The sequence below is a fragment of the Niallia sp. FSL W8-0951 genome (assembly GCF_038006525.1).
GTDB lineage: Bacteria > Bacillota > Bacilli > Bacillales > Cytobacillaceae > Niallia > Niallia circulans.
In genome coordinates this window covers 385,967-402,427 of record NZ_JBBOVK010000001.1, presented here as the reverse complement: position 1 = coordinate 402,427, position 16,461 = coordinate 385,967, and the positions used below count along the sequence as shown (strand labels likewise).

The following is a 16,461-nucleotide window of genomic DNA, read 5'->3' as shown; positions in this document are numbered from 1 at the left end:
AAGGAGAAATTCTATTCGAAAATCTCCCCAGCTACTACTACAAATATATGAAATAATGGCAAAATAATTAACTAATTAATACTTATTAAATAGAAAATGCATGATTTCCTATATACTTAATAACTTTTCTTGTAAAAATCCAATCACTTGTTGCTGTATCTGGATTATAGAAGTAAAGAAGCTCTTTATTCTCCTTACCATTATTTAATGCTTCTTCTACTGCTTCCATGGACTCTTTATCCGCTGCTTTATCGATGGAACCGTTCTGAACAGGCTGAAAAGCATTTTTCTCATAGATGACAGACTCTACTGTATCAGGAAACTGCTTATCATCTAGACGATTTAGTACTACATCAGCTACTGCTACTTTACCGGCAAACGGCTCACCCTTCGCTTCTGCATGAACAAGACGGGCCAGTAATTTTTTTTCATTATTTGTTATGTCTGCTGATTCATCAGAAGCTTTTACATTTTCTTTTTTATCAACAGCAAATTTTCTTGTCGCTACAGTTGTTGTTTCTTCCTTACTAATTGTTTCTGCATTTGCAATAGATGGTATATATATATAAGAACCACTAATAAAAGTGAATATAATTGCAATAAATAATAACTGTTTCATTTTTTGTATACCTCCTGTTTTAACAGGCCCATATACAAGGCTAACAGGTTTGGAAACAAAACTCATTGCATAATTGTTGGAAGAACTGTAATATTTGCCGGGGTATTTGGGAGAAATAACTAAATATTTACAATTCCTCTTTCTCCAATTGCTCATATTTCCCCTACATAGGGGATAATTTTTTTTAAAATGGAGATTCTACAATACTAATACAACCCCATTTTCTATCTATAACAATAAAAAAGCTGATAGCAGAAAAAATCTGAAATCAGCTTCCCAAATGTTAATTATTTCTTACTAATAATGCACAGCATTCGACGTGGACCGTATGCGGGAATAAGTCCACTGGCTGAACCACTTTCAACGTGTATCCAAATGGCTCCAGCTGCTTAATATCAGTAGCAAAGGTATCCGGATTACATGATACATATACAATTCTTTCTGGTTGAGAACGTCCGATACGTCTCATTACCTTTCCACCTGCACCCGAGCGAGGTGGATCTAACAGCAATAACTCAGGTCTGCCAAATTTTTCCAATACTTGTGCTAGTCCAGTTCGGGCATCTTGTGCTAGGAAAGTAGTATTATCAATACCATTATCTCCTGCATTTCGTTTAGCTGATTCAATCGAGCTTTCGACAATTTCAATGCCTACAAGCTTGCCAACCCTGCTCGCAAATGGAAGAGAGAATGTTCCGACGCCACAGAATAGATCAATCATATTTTCTGATTTTTTTGGTTCTGCCATTTCTACTGCTAAATCGACTAATTTTTGTGCTTGTGTTGGATTCGTTTGGAAGAAAGTATCAAACCACACGCGGAATCGATATCCATCCATTTCATCGTAAATAAAATCCCTGCCAGCTAATGTATGGCTTTTTTCTGATTGCGTACGATCTGCCCAATCGGTATTCTCTAGCCACATAAAGCTTTTAACTTGCGGGAACTTTTCGGTAATACGAGCGACTACTGTATCCACTGCATCTTTCAAAGAACCATCTGGAGCTTCTGTCGCAAATAGCGCCAACATCATTTCCCCTGTAGCAAAAGACTGTCTCACCATTAAATGACGAAGAAGTCCTTCATGTGCATCTTTATTATAACCTTTTAATGCATGTTCCTGTACCCAATTGGCTATTTCAAGTGCTGCTTCCACCATTTCTTTTCCAGCAATCAGGCAAGTTTCTAAGGAAATAATTTTTCTGAAATTCCCTTGCTCATGCAGACCAAGAGAACCATCCGCAGCAAAGGTAAATTCCATTTTATTACGGTATCTCCATGGCTCATCCATGCCGATAGTATCTTTTACTAAGCTCGGATCAAATCCTTGTTCTTCAATCACCCGTTTTACATGATTGGTTTTTTGTTGTAATTGCCCATTATAATCCCAATGCTGCCAAACACATCCGCCGCATTTTTCAAAATGTGGACAAGCTGGTCCAATTCTTTCCGCATGTGCAGCTAAGATTTCTTCTGGCATCGCTTTTCGATGTCTTCTGTGAGGCTGATCAACTGTTACCTTTACCTTTTCACCTGGTAAAGTTTGCGGAATTGTTAGTTTTAATTTTTTTTTGTTTCCTAATTCATTTTCACGCCAAACAACTGCCTGTCCAGCACCTTTTTCATCAACATTCTTAATTTCAACAATCATTGTTTCTTTTTCAATAGTGGTCAAACGACATTTCCTCCTTACAAAAATTCACTAGCTTAATTTATTTGAAAAGAATCATTTCTTTGAGGGATCTAGCTACTCTATTTTTAACATACTTCCCTAGTATAAAGGACAATCATACAATATGAAAATAATAATTTTTATTTTGCAGATATTAGCAATTTAAAAGGGACGTTGCTTTATTTACAACGTCCCTCCTTAAACCTATTTATCCCCTGATATTCTACTCTAACACAAGCACATCATAACCCTTTAATTGTATCTTCTGATGTATCTTCTCTCCTGTTAAAATATTGGTCATTTCCTCCTTTACCTCCAGTTCCTGCATCTCATGGGAATAATTTAATAAGAAAACATATGCTTTTCCTTCTTTCTTGCGTATGGACAACTCTACACTTTCAGGTAAATCAAACTTATTATTATAATTATTAATTTGTATTTCTTCGAGTAAATTTTCAGCAAGCTCGATAGTAAAAACGCCTCCAAAATAATAACAAGCTCCCTCTCCAAATTGGTGCTTAACCAGGCCGGGCTTTCCTTCAAAATAACAGTCAGAAAACCTCCCTATTACTTCCGTATCTTTTGATTCGACTTTCAAAGTCTCATAAAATCCTCTAGTCTTAATCTCTGTTTTATCTTTGTAGATTACGATTGGAGTAGTTTCAAACGGCGCTTCCCTTGTAAAATCCTCTACCGATATTCCCGTAAGAGCTGCTAGATAACCTGGGAATGCTTTCATATAGACTTGACCTGTTTCATCCTTATATCCAGTTCGGCAGCCTAGTATTAATTTGCCGCCTTGCTTTACATACCTTTCCAGCAAATTCGCTGTTTGTTCTGATACAATCGCTGCATGAGGATACACCAGTACTTTATATTTTTTCAACTCTTCTAGATTAGAGTTTCTATTTAGATTATAGGCATCTACAGGTACATGGTTATACTGCAGCGCTTTAAACCATGCCTCTATGCTAAGGGAAGCAAAAGGTCCAGACCACTTATCAAATTCCGCATCCCACTCATTATCATAATTAGTGACGATCGCTATCTCTGCCTGATAAGTCGCTCCTGCTATCTTCTCTCCTATTAGTTGAATCTCCTTGCTTACTTGCTCTACTTCTTTTATACGGCGGTTAGGCAGATTATGATAGTCATTAATGCCATGCCAATAAATTTCTGTTCCTTTCGTTGCTGTTCTCCAGCGGAAATACATAACTAAATCTGCACCATGTGCAATCGATTGATAGGTCCAAAGTCGAAGCTGTCCTGGATTAGGCGACGGCTGTTCTAGTCGTGTTACCCATCCGCCTGGACCAGACTGCTGTTCAAAAATAGCAAAATTAGGGGAAATGCTGCGGACGACACTTAAGTTCCAGCTCCATTTCCGGTCTCGTAAAGGCTTATCGCTCTTATCTTCTAAGACTCTGCCGAAATTAGGATAGGAATCATAAGCATAGAAGTCTAACACTTCATTCGTCAGCTTATGATTATCGAGATGCTTAAACATCCCATTTGTGGTAACCCACTGATTGCTTGTATATTTCCGAATAATGTCTGCTTGCATTTTTGCATAAGAAATAGCACTATCAGAAATGAACCTCTTTTCATCTAACATATGATGGGGATTCGGAGAATTGGGAACCGTTGTACGAGTTAAATAGACTTGGTCCCAGCTGGTATATGTCTGATTCCAAAAAACAGTTCCCCATGCCTCATTTAATTGATCTAGCGTTTGATACTTTTCCTTTGCCCATTTTCTAAAAGCAAAATGATCGGCCTCGGAATAAAAAACATCTATTTCACAATTTAGTTCATTATCAATCTGCCACCCGACAACCCCTGGATTATAGCTATAATGTTTTGCCATTTCTGTCACAATAGCCGAACTTAGTCTCCGGTAGTTTTCCGAATTGTAGTTATAATGTCTACGAGCGCCATGCTGGTAAGCTATACCAGATTGAGATACATTCAATACATCGGGATATTTATGGGTGAGCCATGCTGGCGGTGTTGCCGTTGGAGTTCCGAGCACTGTTTTCAGGCCTAATTTATGGGCCTTTTCAATCGCCCGATCGAATAAAGCAAAAGAATATACTCCTTCTTCTGGCTCAAAAATCGTCCAGGCAAATTCCCCCATGCGAACATAGGTAAATCCTGCCTCCTTCATTCTTCGAAAATCATCTTCCCACAGTTCCTCTGACCAGTGTTCTGGATAATAGCAAACACCTAGTGTTAATTTTTCCGCCGTCCATTTTTTCGTCATTATTTGCACTCCTATCTATATTCTTTATTCTTTTATCGAACCACCTAAAATACCGGAAATAAAGTGCTTTTGCAGGATAAGAAAGACGGCCATTACTGGGATTACCGAAATAGCTGTCCCTAACATCAATTGTCCATAATCAATGGAATTAAGACCAGCTAAAGTGGACAAAGCCACTGGCAAAGTATAATTTTCCTGTGTTGTCATCACTATTAATGGCCACATAAAATTATTCCATTGATGGGTAAAAAGGAAAATCCCAACAGCCGCTAAAGCAGGCTTCATTGTTGGTAAAGCAATTTTGAAAAAGATAAAGAATTCTCCAGCTCCATCTATTCTTGCTGCTTCTATTAAGGAATCTGGTATTCCCTGCATATTTTGCCTAATCAAAAAGATAGCAAAGGGATAGCATATTTGCGGCAATATAATCGCTTGATACGTATTAATCCAGTCTATCGATCCAAAAATTTGAAATAGTGGAATAATCGTAGCTTGATAGGGGATCATCATCGCCAATAAAAAGGATGCAAAAATCAGATTGCTCCCCTTAAATTTAAATTTCGCAAAAGCATAGCCTGCTGCAGAGCAAATGAATAAACTTACTACGACAAAAACAATGGCAATGATAGATGAATTAGTTACTGCTTTGACAATATCGATAGAATTGCTTAAATTTCGTAGGTTCTCCAGCAAATAATCACCAGGGATCAATTTTGGAGGAAAGGCCAGCACATCGCCTGAAGGATTTGTTGCCCCTACAAGCATCCAATAAAATGGACCAATCGAAATGACAACACCAATAAGTAAAAAAAGATGCATAAATATTTTTTGAATACGTTTCTGTTTTGCCATCAGTCATTCCTCACCACCTTAAATTGAATCCATGATAGAACCGCGATAAAGAGCACAATTACATAAGCAATGGCTGATGCATAACCAAAATTAAAGAAACTGAAGCCCTGATTATAAAGATAGTAAGTAATCGTTATTGTCGCATTATTTGGACCGCCATTTGTTAAATTGTACGGCTCATCAAATAATTGGAAGGAGCCAATTGTTGACATTACAAAAGTAAATAACAGAACGGGCTTAAGCTGTGGAATCGTGATATAAAAGAATTTCTTGATTGTACTGGCACCATCTATACTAGCTGCTTCATACAAACTATTCGGGATGTTTTGCAAACCAGCTAATAAGATAACCATGTTATAGCCAGTCCATCTCCAAGTTGTTACTAGAATAAGGGAGACCTTCGCCCAGAAAGGATCTGTCAGCCAGTGAACCTTCTCAAGGCCGATCGAAGTGAATAAGTAATTAATTAAACCGTAGTCTGTATTTAGCAGCAATACAAAAATAATAGAGGCTGCGACTAATGAAGTAACAGCAGGAGTAAAAAAAGCGACCCGGTAAAAACCTTTCATTCTTAATAAACTAGAATTCAATACACTCGCTAATAAGACGGCTAGGAATAACATAATCGGAACCTGCACTAGCAAAATAATAAATGTATTGCCAAGCGCTTTGTAAAAGAGCGGATCACTGAAAAGCCGCGTATAGTTTGCAAGCCCAGAAAAAGTATAAACACCTGCAACCTTTGTTTGAAAGCTTAATAGAAAAGAAGCAATTATAGGATAAACCGTAAAAGCAATAAACAATAGCAAGGCTGGACCAACAAATAGATAAGGAACGGTCTTAGGCGTGATAAATTGTTTTTTCTTTTTTATAGTTAATGAATTTGTTCCTGTTTCTAGCATTTTATTATCCGACATTCTTCTCCCCCTCCTTTTTAGAGGCTGCATTCAAAAATAGGTTCAAATGCTATTCTCAAAAGTCAGCCTCTAATCCTTTAGCAAAAATGGTTTTTAATTGCTCGATTCCAATCCAGTTTGCTGCTCAGCTTGTTTCTTTCCATCCTCCAATATTTGTGCTGCTGGTTTATTCTCAAGTAAAAATGCTTCCATTTGACTTGTCATAATGGATCTGAGTTCTAACTCTGCACTGCTGTGATTAACAGATGGAATATCTGTTACTGTATCAGCAAAATCTTTAAAGAATGTTTGATTATTAAAGTATTCTTGTTCTTCACTGAAAACCGGCTCTTCATATGCTGCTAATAACGCTGGGAATAATCCTCTATTCGTAAGTGCCTTAATTTGTGATTCTACATCTGTTGATGCAAATTCAGCAAACACATATGCTGCTACTTTATTATCCGATTTACTTGGAATCGCTAAGGCAGATCCTCCATCATTAGAAGCTCTCCCTCCCCCTTCTTCAAAAGCAGGCAGTTGGAACATGCCCCATTTACCTGACAGCTCAGGCATTTGTTCAATCATCGTTCCACTCCACCAGACAGCACCAGGCTGTGTTGCGACCTCTCCATTTTTCATTGCTGCTACTTGGCCATCCCAGTTATTTGTATAGATAATTAATTCTGCATCCTTCATTTTTTGCAAAATATCAATGGCCTTTTTGGCTGCGTCTGAAGTAAGATCTAATTTATCATCCTCTGTAAAGTAATAGCCCCCTTGCTGCTGCAGCATAATTCTAAGCAATCCATCTCCATCTGTTCCAAGAAATGCCTTCCCCGTATGAGCAACAACCTTTTTCCCCGCTTCGATATAGTCATCCCATGTTTTAATAGTCGCTGGGTCAACTCCTGCCTCCTCAAAAATATCTGTCCGATAGATAACACCCACTGGTCCTAAGTCTCTTGGTGCTGCAATAATATTTCCATCCTTATCCTTTAACCCATCTATTTTCGACTTAGAAAATTCATTTTCATGTTTATCAAAGCCAAGTGAACTTAAATTCGTAAATGCATCTGGAAAATCATCTGTAAATGAATGAATACGATTATTTTCTACCTGTACTACATCTGGTAATCCGCTTCCACCTGATGAAAGACCCGCACTAACCTTTTGGTATACTTGATCAACACCAATATGCTCAATCTTCACGTTTACATTAGGATATTTCTTATTAAAAGCAGGAAGTACATCCTTTTCTAAATAATTTGCTTCCAATGCCCAGGCCCAGACGGTGACATCTCCTTTTATATCCTCTGGATTATCCGGAATGGTTAGATCTTCTGTACTCGTTGAGGAGCTATTGCTGCATGCCCCCAACACAATCGTAAGTAGAAATAATAAAACAAAACCATAGATTTTCCTCATAAAGTTCCACTCCTTTTGATAGAGATTTTTTCTGCTTTCTATAAATCTAAAAAGGAAACAAAATGAATAGAAAGCGCTTACCTAAGTAGTCCAAGTATATACTGATATCAAAGATGGTTATGGTATAATTTCTATTATTTTGGTATTTTAACTACCGTATCACTCTTTAAATTTTGACAACTTTCAATTTAATGGAGGAGAATCTAGTGGGAAATCGTCTAAATATGAAGAATTTGGAGTATATATGTAATTTAATGACAGATATATTAAATATCTCAATTACTTTACTTAATAATGAAGGAACTATAATGGCAGAAAAAACAGCGAACGAACTAATTAATCCTCTTTATTCTTCTAAACAATCCTTTTACAGACAGGTCATACCTAGTAATGGAAAGAATTCTCTATCTCCCGCCATAATAGGTACACCTTTTTATGAAAACGTATCCATCATTCCAATTACCAACTTAGGTACCATTATTTTAGGCCCTGTTTTATCTAAACGGCCAAGTAGACTGCTGATAGATAACTTGATCACTGCCTATCGCCAAAGTGGTTTGGAAGATGCTTTAAGCGACTATTATTATTCTCTTCCCGTCATAAGCATTGCGAAATTAGGACAAATCTGCAAACTTATCTATTTTTTATACAATAACAAGATTTATGACAAAGACATTACCTTACCAAAAATGCAATTGCCCAATCATTTAAATGATGAAAAGACTGCAAATAAATACATATTAGAAACACACCAAAATTCCTCCTTTCATCATGATCCTATTGCGGAGAAAAAACTCTATCAATTTATTATAGATGGACAAAAAGAAAATCTGCTTGCATATTGGAAAGCCTTTAAAGAAAGCACTTCCTTTCATTTTGGAAAGCTTTCTAAAAAAAATGAAGTAAGAAATCAAAAAAATTTAACTATTGCAACCATTACCCTTGCAACCCGTGCGGCCATTACAGGCGGTCTTCATCCTGAAATCGCCTATTCTTTAGGAGACCGCTACATTCAAGACTTAGAGGAATTACAAGATTTAAAGGACATTCATTTCTTCACAGAAAATATCTTGTATGAATTTGCAGATAAAGTAGCTAAAACAAATAGGGAAAATTATTCGCGACCTATTTTTCAATGCAGAAACTATATTTACAAGCATATCTATGAACCATTAACCTTACAGTCCATTGCAGAGCATTTATCTATCAGCCCCAAATATCTATCCAATTTATTTAAAAAAGAAGTGGGAATTCCTATTAGTGAATACATACAGCAAATGAAAATTGAGGAAGCAAAAAAACTGATGACTTTTGCAGAACATTCCTTATCTGATATTCATGCCCTTTTAAATTTTACCGATCAAAGCTATTTCACGAAAGTATTTAAAAAGTATACCGGAATTACTCCTAAACAATTTAGAAAGAATACGGTTAATTTTTTATAGAGAATAGAATTAGGGCTTATCCAATAGTTATTTACTTGTGTTAGGATAACCCCTGTCCGTATTAAATATTTCTTATAAATAAATATTGGTAACGAATAGCTTGTAAGATATTCAATCTAAGATTCTCCAAAATTTAATTACATTATTATTATCCCCTATGTTATTTGATTGAAAATTCTAATTATTATTCCCTTAATCATTCCTTTTCGGTCTTTTTTTTCTAAAAATAATGATATAATAGTAAATGTCTTTCATAAATAGTTTATAAAAAGGTGGTTAGTTAGTTAGCAAAAACGGGTAATTAGTTTTAAAGAAAGGTCTGGAGGTGTTCGTAGAAATTGATTCAATTTAAAGAAGTAACCAAAACGTTTCAAGATGGATTTAAAGCGCTAAAGAATATTACCTTCGAGGTAAAAGAAGGAGAATTACTTGTTCTAATTGGCCCAAGTGGTTCTGGTAAGACAACTACGATGAGAATGATCAATCGACTTATAGAACCATCTAGTGGTTCCATTACGATCGAAGGAAAGGATATTTCCACAGAGGATCCTGTAAAACTCCGCAGAACTATTGGCTACGTCATTCAGCAAATAGGTTTGTTACCCCATATGACAATTAAAGAAAACGTATCGCTCGTTCCTCGACTCCAAAAATGGAAAAAAGAACAATATTTAGACAAAATTAATGATTTAATGAAAATGGTCGGGTTAGATCCTGATACATTTGGTGATCGTTACCCTTCTGAATTAAGCGGTGGACAGCAGCAAAGGATTGGGGTTATTAGAGCCCTTGCGGCAGAGCCGAAAATAATCTTGATGGATGAACCGTTCAGTGCCTTAGACCCTCTCAGCCGCGAACAATTGCAAGATGAATTAGTCCGCTTGCAGCAGGATATCAAAAAAACAATTGTCTTTGTTACACATGATATGGATGAAGCCCTTAAAATAGCGGATCGAATTTGTATTATGCAAGACGGAGAAATTGTGCAATTAGATCGGCCAGAAAATATATTACGTCACCCAGCAAATGAATTTGTCCGCAATTTTATTGGAGAAGATCGTTTGCAAGAAAATATTTCTTTACCTAAATTAGCAAAATTAATGGTTCCTCCTGTAACAGCCGGTGAGTCTCGCGGTCTTGCAGAATCATTAAAATTAATGAGAAGAAAGCGTGTGGATAGTCTAGTGGTCGTCGACAAATCTAATACCTTTCTCGGAATAGCGAATGTGTGGGAGGTACAAAAACGATATAGAGAAGAAGAATTAACCTTGAAAGATATAATGGATACGAATATAAAAACGCTTCATCTTGAAGAAGCAACTGAAAAAGCTTTTCAACTTGTTAGTGAATCCCAATATGGCTTTATTCCAGTAATTGACCAGCATTCTAAAATTATTGGTATTGTCAACCGTGCAGGTCTTGTGGAATATATTGCTGACCAAATTGGAGAATAAAAAGGAGGGATGAGCCATTCCTAATATAATCACAGACACAATAGATGTCTTCATCAACCGTTGGCCGACAATATGGAATTTAATTTTAGAGCATATGTATCTTTCTCTTATCTCTATTGCCATTGCAATCGTGATTTCCGTTCCACTAGGAATCTATTTAACTCGCCACAGAAAAATCGCAGACTCCATCATTGGAGTAGCCGGCGTATTTCAAACCATACCAAGTTTGGCATTACTAGTATTTCTAGTACCATTCATCGGTACTGGGAAACTTCCAGCCATTATTGCTTTAACTGTTTATGGTCTATTACCTATTTTGCGCAATACATATCTAGGAATTGTCGGAGTAGAAAAATCTGCAATCGAAGCTGGCGTAGGGATGGGTATGACCAATCGCCAAGTGTTATGGATGGTTGAATTGCCACTATCCTTAAGCGTTATTATGGGAGGAATTCGGACTGCAACAGTATTAATAATCGGGGTGGCAACAATCGCTGGATTAATCGGCGCAGGCGGACTGGGAGATTTGATCTTCCGTGGTTTACAAACCTATAATACTGGCCTTATCCTTGCTGGAGCAATCCCATCTGCCCTTTTGGCGATTATATTTGATTACTTATTAAAACTATTAGAAACAGATGTGACCCCTCAAGGTCTTCAAAATAAAAAAGTGAAAAAAAGCAAAATACGAATCTGGATTGTTGCAGGTTTAATCGTAATCCTTCCACTTTCGACTGTGATTGCCAATTTCAGCAGTGGAAAAAGCGGAAAGGATAGCATCACTATTACTGGAAAAAATTTCACAGAACAAGAAATTATGGTGTACATCATGGGGCATCTCATTGAAGAGCACACAGACTTAAAAGTAAACTATGAATCTTTCCTTGGCGGAACCGCCCCAGCCTTTGAGGGGGTTAATACCGGAAATTATGATATGTATATGGAATATACAGGTACTGGATTATTAAGTATCTTAAAGGAAGATATGGTTAGTGATCCTGACGAAGCCTATGAAATAGTGAAAAAAAGATTTAAAGAAGACTATAATTTAGTTTGGCTAGAGCCATTTGGATTTAACAACACATACACATTAACCATGCGCAAAGAAGATGCGGAAAAGTACAAAATAAAGACTATTTCAGACTTAAAAAAGATCGCACCGGACCTAACCTTAGGATCTGAACCGGAATTCTTAGAAAGAGAAGATGGCTATCCAGGTCTTATCGATACCTATGGAATACAATTTAAAAATACGCAAGCGATGGACTCTGGTATTATGTACAGTGCGATTAAAAACAGTGATGTCGATGTTATTGACGCCTTTTCAACAGACGGCCGTATCCCAGCATTTGATTTACAAGTTCTAGAAGATGATCAGAACTTCTTCCCACCATACTATGCAACACCAGTAATTAGAGCGGAAACATTAGAGAAATATCCAGAATTAGAAGAAGTATTAAGCATGCTTGTCGGAAAAATTGATAATGAAAAAATGCAAGAATTAAATGCAAAAGTAGATATTGATAAAGAGCAATATGAAGATGTTGCGGTCGAATTTTTGAAAGAAGAAGGGCTTATTGATTAGTTTATAAGGCTGATATGTTGGGGTTATAGATTTTCTATAACCCCTTTGTGGTCTTTCAATTCAAACTATCTATCATTCTACCAATTTAAGAATTTCTTCTAAATCATGCTGCTCCACATATGCTTTCGTATCATTTAACATATCATCTGTGAACTGTATTCCTCCAATAACTATATACGTTTTTCCCATACTAGTTAATCGAGCAAGGTGCGTTGCCGCATCACCTTTAAATAGGTCAAGTGGCAGCTGCCGTTTAGTTTCCGTATCATAGATTTTTAATTCTCCACTAGGAATCGTTCCATACAAATTACTATTCATATAAAGTATATATCGCTCATCTAGCCAAACAGCTCCACTTGGATATTCTTGTTCACCAGAGGTAGCGTTCACATTGATTATTTCTTTTAATCCATCTTCTTTCGAATAAACATAGAGCGCCCCACCTGCCTCCCACCCATATTGTGGAGTTAACAAAACTTTTTTTCGAGTAGGTGAATAATCAACAGGCTTCATTTCGCTTGATGCACTATCATGATTAAATGATTCTATAGATCCATCCTCCTTTTTTAATAGCAAAACATATGGTTCGATACTGTAGGATATTCCTTCACTCTCGTTATTTCCGTCTATTTTGCTAGACTTTTCCTCTTTACTATTCCCCTCCTCTGTAATTGATTGAGATCCTGTTTTCGTTTCCTTTTGAACAGAATAATCCCCAATAAAGATAATTGCTAATCCGATGCCAATGGTCACTGCAATCCCCAGAATAAATCCAGCCCATAAATTCTTATTCACTCTTCCTTCCTCTTTCCACTAAAATACAGATTCTGTCTACATTCTCTTATTATAATATACGACTAGATTTTTGTTTATAATTGTATGGACTGTTTAAAAGCAACTAAAAATTTACTTATTCTACTTCCCTTAACATATTATACACTGTTTGATTTATGACTATTTTATAAATAATAAAACTTCCAACTATTAATAGAAGCGACATATATATAATAACGAGAAGATAATAATATAAATAGTAAGAGAGAGGAAAGGTTAAAACTGCGCCCATTAAATACAAAAATATAATAATAAAACTCATTAAAGCAGCAATTAAACAATAAACTACCATTTCTGATGTCAGAAAATAATATAATTTTCTTTTTGACATTCCTAAAGACAGATAAATCCCCCACTCCTTTTTTTGGAGTTGGTATTTACTAAATACGATTATAAACATACTAGTAACTGTAAGAAGAAAAGTAATTATGAAAGAAAATTTTGCAAGGAAACCTAACAACGAAGTTATCTTTGTATCATTTTGGATAAATTCTGGTATGTTCTGTAACAAACTACCAGGTACAGTAGCAATCATCTGATTAACATAATCATCAATCTTCTTTAATTCATTTTCTGTAATATTAGTATCAAGAAATATTCCGAGTTCCATATAACCGTTGAAGAGTTTAGAATTCTGCATTGTATCTTTATCAAAAATAATAGTAAAACCATCATAACTTATTTTGTTTTTGTTATTAATTTGTTTTACATATGTTTCATTGTTAACACTATATACTTCGAACTGTTCTTTTATTTTCTGCAATTTCCCTTCATGCTTTTCCTGTTTAATGAATTCGATTGTTTCTCCTTTCAGATTATTTAAATTTGCATCTTTTCTACCATCCTTATTAGGAACAAAGATCATGATTTTGCCTCGAAATGCTTTATAATCATCCTCTGGGAAAAGTTGTGAAAATTCCTCTTTATCAATAATTTCATATTTAACATTTGGCACAATCCATTTTTGATTATAAGTGATTATTTCTCCCTGATTATCCAACCATTGAGTAATATCTTTTGTTTTTTGCTGTGATGTGATTAATGGAATTACATCTACCATAAAAGGATTCTTCTCAACATATTGAACACCAGGCAGAATCTTTAGATTCGTAACTTGTTGTTCTGAAAAAGTTAACCCCTTCCTTAAAAGGATAGGCAGATTATCTTGCGTGTCAAATCCGTAAACCTCCTGGGAATTTAAATAATAATATTCATCTATATCCCATATACCTTCCGTCTCTTTTTGAAAAATGACAGAAAACAATAAAATAAGTATAGACAAACTTATCATTGCTACAGTTAAAATAAATTGTTTAGGAAACAAAAATAATTGTCTTGTTAACTGTTTTATCTCAAATCTTTTTATATTTTTATTAATTAGTATATTCACAATCGGTATTTTTTCTACTCCATTAATTAACATTTTTATAGATAGATTTCTAGAACGAAATATCTCCCAAAAAGATAGAAATAAAACCATGAAAAAAAGAAAGAGAATCCAACATATACTAAAAGTATAAGTCTGATTTTGATATGTACTTATACCTTCTTTAAAACTCTTATTTATTATTAGGAATTTAAAAACATAATTTAGGGGAACTGCTAAAATCAAACCAGAAAAGAAAAGAATAAATGTTTGAGAAAAGTAAAAAAAATACAGCTGCATTCTTTTTATTCCAAGTGCCTTTAATACCCCAATTTTTCTCCGTTGCGATTTATTAAAATAAGCAAATAAACTGCTTATAGAAAATATCGAAATGAAAAGAATAACCGTTTGATAAAAGATTGAAATATTACGAATAGTATCATAATCTCTTAGGCCTTCCAAAAATAGCTTTTCATTTACAAAACCCTTATCATCATACTCAGCTAATAAATTTTCTGTTTTTTTGAGAGTAGTATTTTTGCCGTCTTCATAGTTAATTAGATAATTCCTTTTACTAGACTTGTCTTTATATTGCTCGCTAATAAAAATATTGGGGAAAGCTAATTCTTTTTGAAATTGAAAAGGTATATACCTTTTCGAGGAATAATTTGAAATAATCCCAACAATTTTTACTTTCCATTGCTTTTCTTTACCATCTAGTGTTATCATGTCTCCAATAGCCCAGCTACTATTAAATAATTTTAAGTATGCGGATTCAATGGCTACTTCATTTTTTCCAATTGGCAACCGTCCCTCCATTACTTTAATTTTCGATAAGTCTACAGCTCCCTTATCCATCCATCCAATTGTAGCGGAATTGGAATTCTCTAAAGGAATCCAATCAATCAATTGGAATTCGCCTATATTTTTTACTTCCTTATTTATTTCAGATTTAGACTTTTCAATACCAACCAGAACTCCACTATTTTTCCCATATTGCAAATAAGATTTTTCCATTAGAGCAGCTCTAATAGCCTCAGATGCTGTAAATATAGAGAGAACAGAAGAAATAATGAGACACAATGCAAGGACTATCAATATAGTCCACTTTCTTCTAGAACATAGAAATTTAAATCCTAATGTAAACACTTAACTCATCTCCTCTAATACACCGTTTTTCATGGAATATAAAAAGTGAGGAACTTGAATTAAATTCTTCTCATGTGTAACTATAATTAAAGAAAGTTCTCTTTCCTTATTAAATTTAGTTAATAAGCTAGTAATACTTTTAGTTGTAATTTGGTCTAAATTACCTGTTGGTTCATCCGCAAATAATATATCTGGTTCAGTTATTAAAGCCCTGGCAATAGCCACTCTTTGCTGCTCCCCACCTGATAGAAAAGTTGGAAGCTTGTTTAAATAAAAGTGAATTCCTAATTCTTGCGAAAGCTCATCAATACTATATTTCAATTGTTTCTCCCTTTTTTTTAATAGTTTCAATGGAAGTTCAATATTCTCTCGAACTGTCAATTCTGGTATTAAATGAAAGGATTGAAATACAAAGCCAAATTTATGCCCCCTTATTTCAGCTTGTCTTTGCTCAGGCAAATCATAAAATGATTCATTATTATAATAAACCTTTCCATTTGTAGGAAATTCCAATCCACCTATAATACTTAAAAAAGTCGATTTCCCAGAACCACTTTTTCCTTCGATGACATGAATGGTTCCCTTTTCTACAGTAAAATTCTTTATTTTGATAATTTCCCTATCATCTGAATATTTCTTTGTCATATTAACTACTTTTAAACTTTCCACCATAAAGTTCACCTCCAATATTTTCTATAAATATACTACAATAAATCTAGATAATCGGCCAAAACTTCCCATTCATAACTTAAATCCCTTATATTATTCCTTACTATATTTAAGATATCTAAACTATCAAAATTAACAAATCGGATAATACAGGATATGGTAGTAGAGTTAAAGAATCTGGTACCATTAACCAATAAAACAATAATTTAGTATGAATTAAATACTAATA

Annotated in this window: 12 protein-coding genes; 3 read left to right on the top strand and 9 right to left on the bottom strand. The window is 35.0% G+C overall.

Features of this window, described 5'->3' with window-relative positions:
• Positions 1-85 precede the first annotated feature (85 nt).
• From NSS71_RS01750 to NSS71_RS01725, 6 genes are all read right to left on the bottom strand, one after another.
• Positions 86-619, bottom strand: a complete 534-nt coding sequence (locus NSS71_RS01750; protein ID WP_341151255.1) for a cell wall hydrolase — start codon at positions 617-619, stop codon at positions 86-88.
• Positions 620-902: 283 nt separating this feature from the next.
• Positions 903-2,270: a 23S rRNA (uracil(1939)-C(5))-methyltransferase RlmD gene (gene rlmD / locus NSS71_RS01745; RefSeq protein WP_412759311.1), complete on the bottom strand. Its 1,368-nt coding sequence runs from the start codon at positions 2,268-2,270 to the stop codon at positions 903-905.
• A gap of 244 nt (positions 2,271-2,514) precedes the next feature.
• A complete protein-coding gene (locus NSS71_RS01740) occupies positions 2,515-4,554 on the bottom strand; it encodes a beta-galactosidase (RefSeq protein ID WP_144544448.1) in 2,040 nt (679 codons plus the stop codon).
• A gap of 24 nt (positions 4,555-4,578) precedes the next feature.
• Complete coding sequence (locus tag NSS71_RS01735) at positions 4,579-5,406, bottom strand: carbohydrate ABC transporter permease (RefSeq protein WP_172885229.1); 828 nt, start codon at positions 5,404-5,406, stop codon at positions 4,579-4,581.
• Positions 5,406-6,323 carry a carbohydrate ABC transporter permease gene (locus tag NSS71_RS01730; RefSeq protein WP_082138282.1) on the bottom strand — a complete coding sequence of 306 codons (918 nt, stop codon included), beginning with the start codon at positions 6,321-6,323 and terminating at the stop codon, positions 5,406-5,408. Before NSS71_RS01730 ends, NSS71_RS01735 begins: the two co-directional genes overlap by 1 nt.
• 93 nt (positions 6,324-6,416) lie before the next feature.
• On the bottom strand, positions 6,417-7,730 hold the full coding sequence (locus NSS71_RS01725; protein ID WP_053215630.1) for an ABC transporter substrate-binding protein: 1,314 nt from the start codon (positions 7,728-7,730) through the stop codon (positions 6,417-6,419).
• Positions 7,731-7,936: 206 nt separating this feature from the next.
• Between NSS71_RS01725 and NSS71_RS01720 the strand changes: the two genes are divergently transcribed.
• From NSS71_RS01720 to NSS71_RS01710, 3 genes are all read left to right on the top strand, one after another.
• Complete coding sequence (locus NSS71_RS01720) at positions 7,937-9,175, top strand: helix-turn-helix domain-containing protein (RefSeq protein ID WP_186325626.1); 1,239 nt, start codon at positions 7,937-7,939, stop codon at positions 9,173-9,175.
• Positions 9,176-9,513: 338 nt separating this feature from the next.
• Positions 9,514-10,629 (top strand): ABC transporter ATP-binding protein, encoded by a 1,116-nt coding sequence (locus NSS71_RS01715; RefSeq protein WP_047941506.1) that lies wholly within the window; start codon positions 9,514-9,516, stop codon positions 10,627-10,629.
• 94 nt (positions 10,630-10,723) lie between these two features.
• Positions 10,724-12,214 (top strand): glycine betaine ABC transporter substrate-binding protein, encoded by a 1,491-nt coding sequence (locus tag NSS71_RS01710; protein WP_082138280.1) that lies wholly within the window; start codon positions 10,724-10,726, stop codon positions 12,212-12,214.
• A gap of 72 nt (positions 12,215-12,286) precedes the next feature.
• On the opposite strand, the gene NSS71_RS01705 is transcribed toward NSS71_RS01710, so the two are convergent.
• The 3 genes from NSS71_RS01705 to NSS71_RS01695 form a co-directional block, all read right to left on the bottom strand.
• Positions 12,287-13,009 carry a hypothetical protein gene (locus NSS71_RS01705; protein ID WP_144544452.1) on the bottom strand — a complete coding sequence of 241 codons (723 nt, stop codon included), beginning with the start codon at positions 13,007-13,009 and terminating at the stop codon, positions 12,287-12,289.
• A 115-nt stretch (positions 13,010-13,124) separates the two neighbouring features.
• Complete coding sequence (locus tag NSS71_RS01700) at positions 13,125-15,563, bottom strand: ABC transporter permease (RefSeq protein ID WP_047941502.1); 2,439 nt, start codon at positions 15,561-15,563, stop codon at positions 13,125-13,127.
• Positions 15,564-16,235 (bottom strand): ABC transporter ATP-binding protein, encoded by a 672-nt coding sequence (locus tag NSS71_RS01695; RefSeq protein WP_047941501.1) that lies wholly within the window; start codon positions 16,233-16,235, stop codon positions 15,564-15,566.
• Positions 16,236-16,461 lie beyond the last annotated feature (226 nt).

Excerpts from the sequence above, each read along its gene's own strand:
- NSS71_RS01750 (WP_341151255.1), bottom strand. The coding sequence starts at position 619 with ATGAAACAGTTATTATTTATTGCAATTATATTCACTTTTATTAGTGGT.
- rlmD (WP_412759311.1), bottom strand. The coding sequence starts at position 2,270 with ATGATTGTTGAAATTAAGAATGTTGATGAAAAAGGTGCTGGACAGGCA.
- NSS71_RS01740 (WP_144544448.1), bottom strand. The coding sequence starts at position 4,554 with ATGACGAAAAAATGGACGGCGGAAAAATTAACACTAGGTGTTTGCTAT.
- NSS71_RS01735 (WP_172885229.1), bottom strand. The coding sequence starts at position 5,406 with ATGGCAAAACAGAAACGTATTCAAAAAATATTTATGCATCTTTTTTTA.
- NSS71_RS01730 (WP_082138282.1), bottom strand. The coding sequence starts at position 6,323 with ATGTCGGATAATAAAATGCTAGAAACAGGAACAAATTCATTAACTATA.
- NSS71_RS01725 (WP_053215630.1), bottom strand. The coding sequence starts at position 7,730 with ATGAGGAAAATCTATGGTTTTGTTTTATTATTTCTACTTACGATTGTG.
- NSS71_RS01710 (WP_082138280.1), top strand. The coding sequence starts at position 10,724 with ATGTATCTTTCTCTTATCTCTATTGCCATTGCAATCGTGATTTCCGTT.
- NSS71_RS01695 (WP_047941501.1), bottom strand. The coding sequence starts at position 16,235 with ATGGTGGAAAGTTTAAAAGTAGTTAATATGACAAAGAAATATTCAGAT.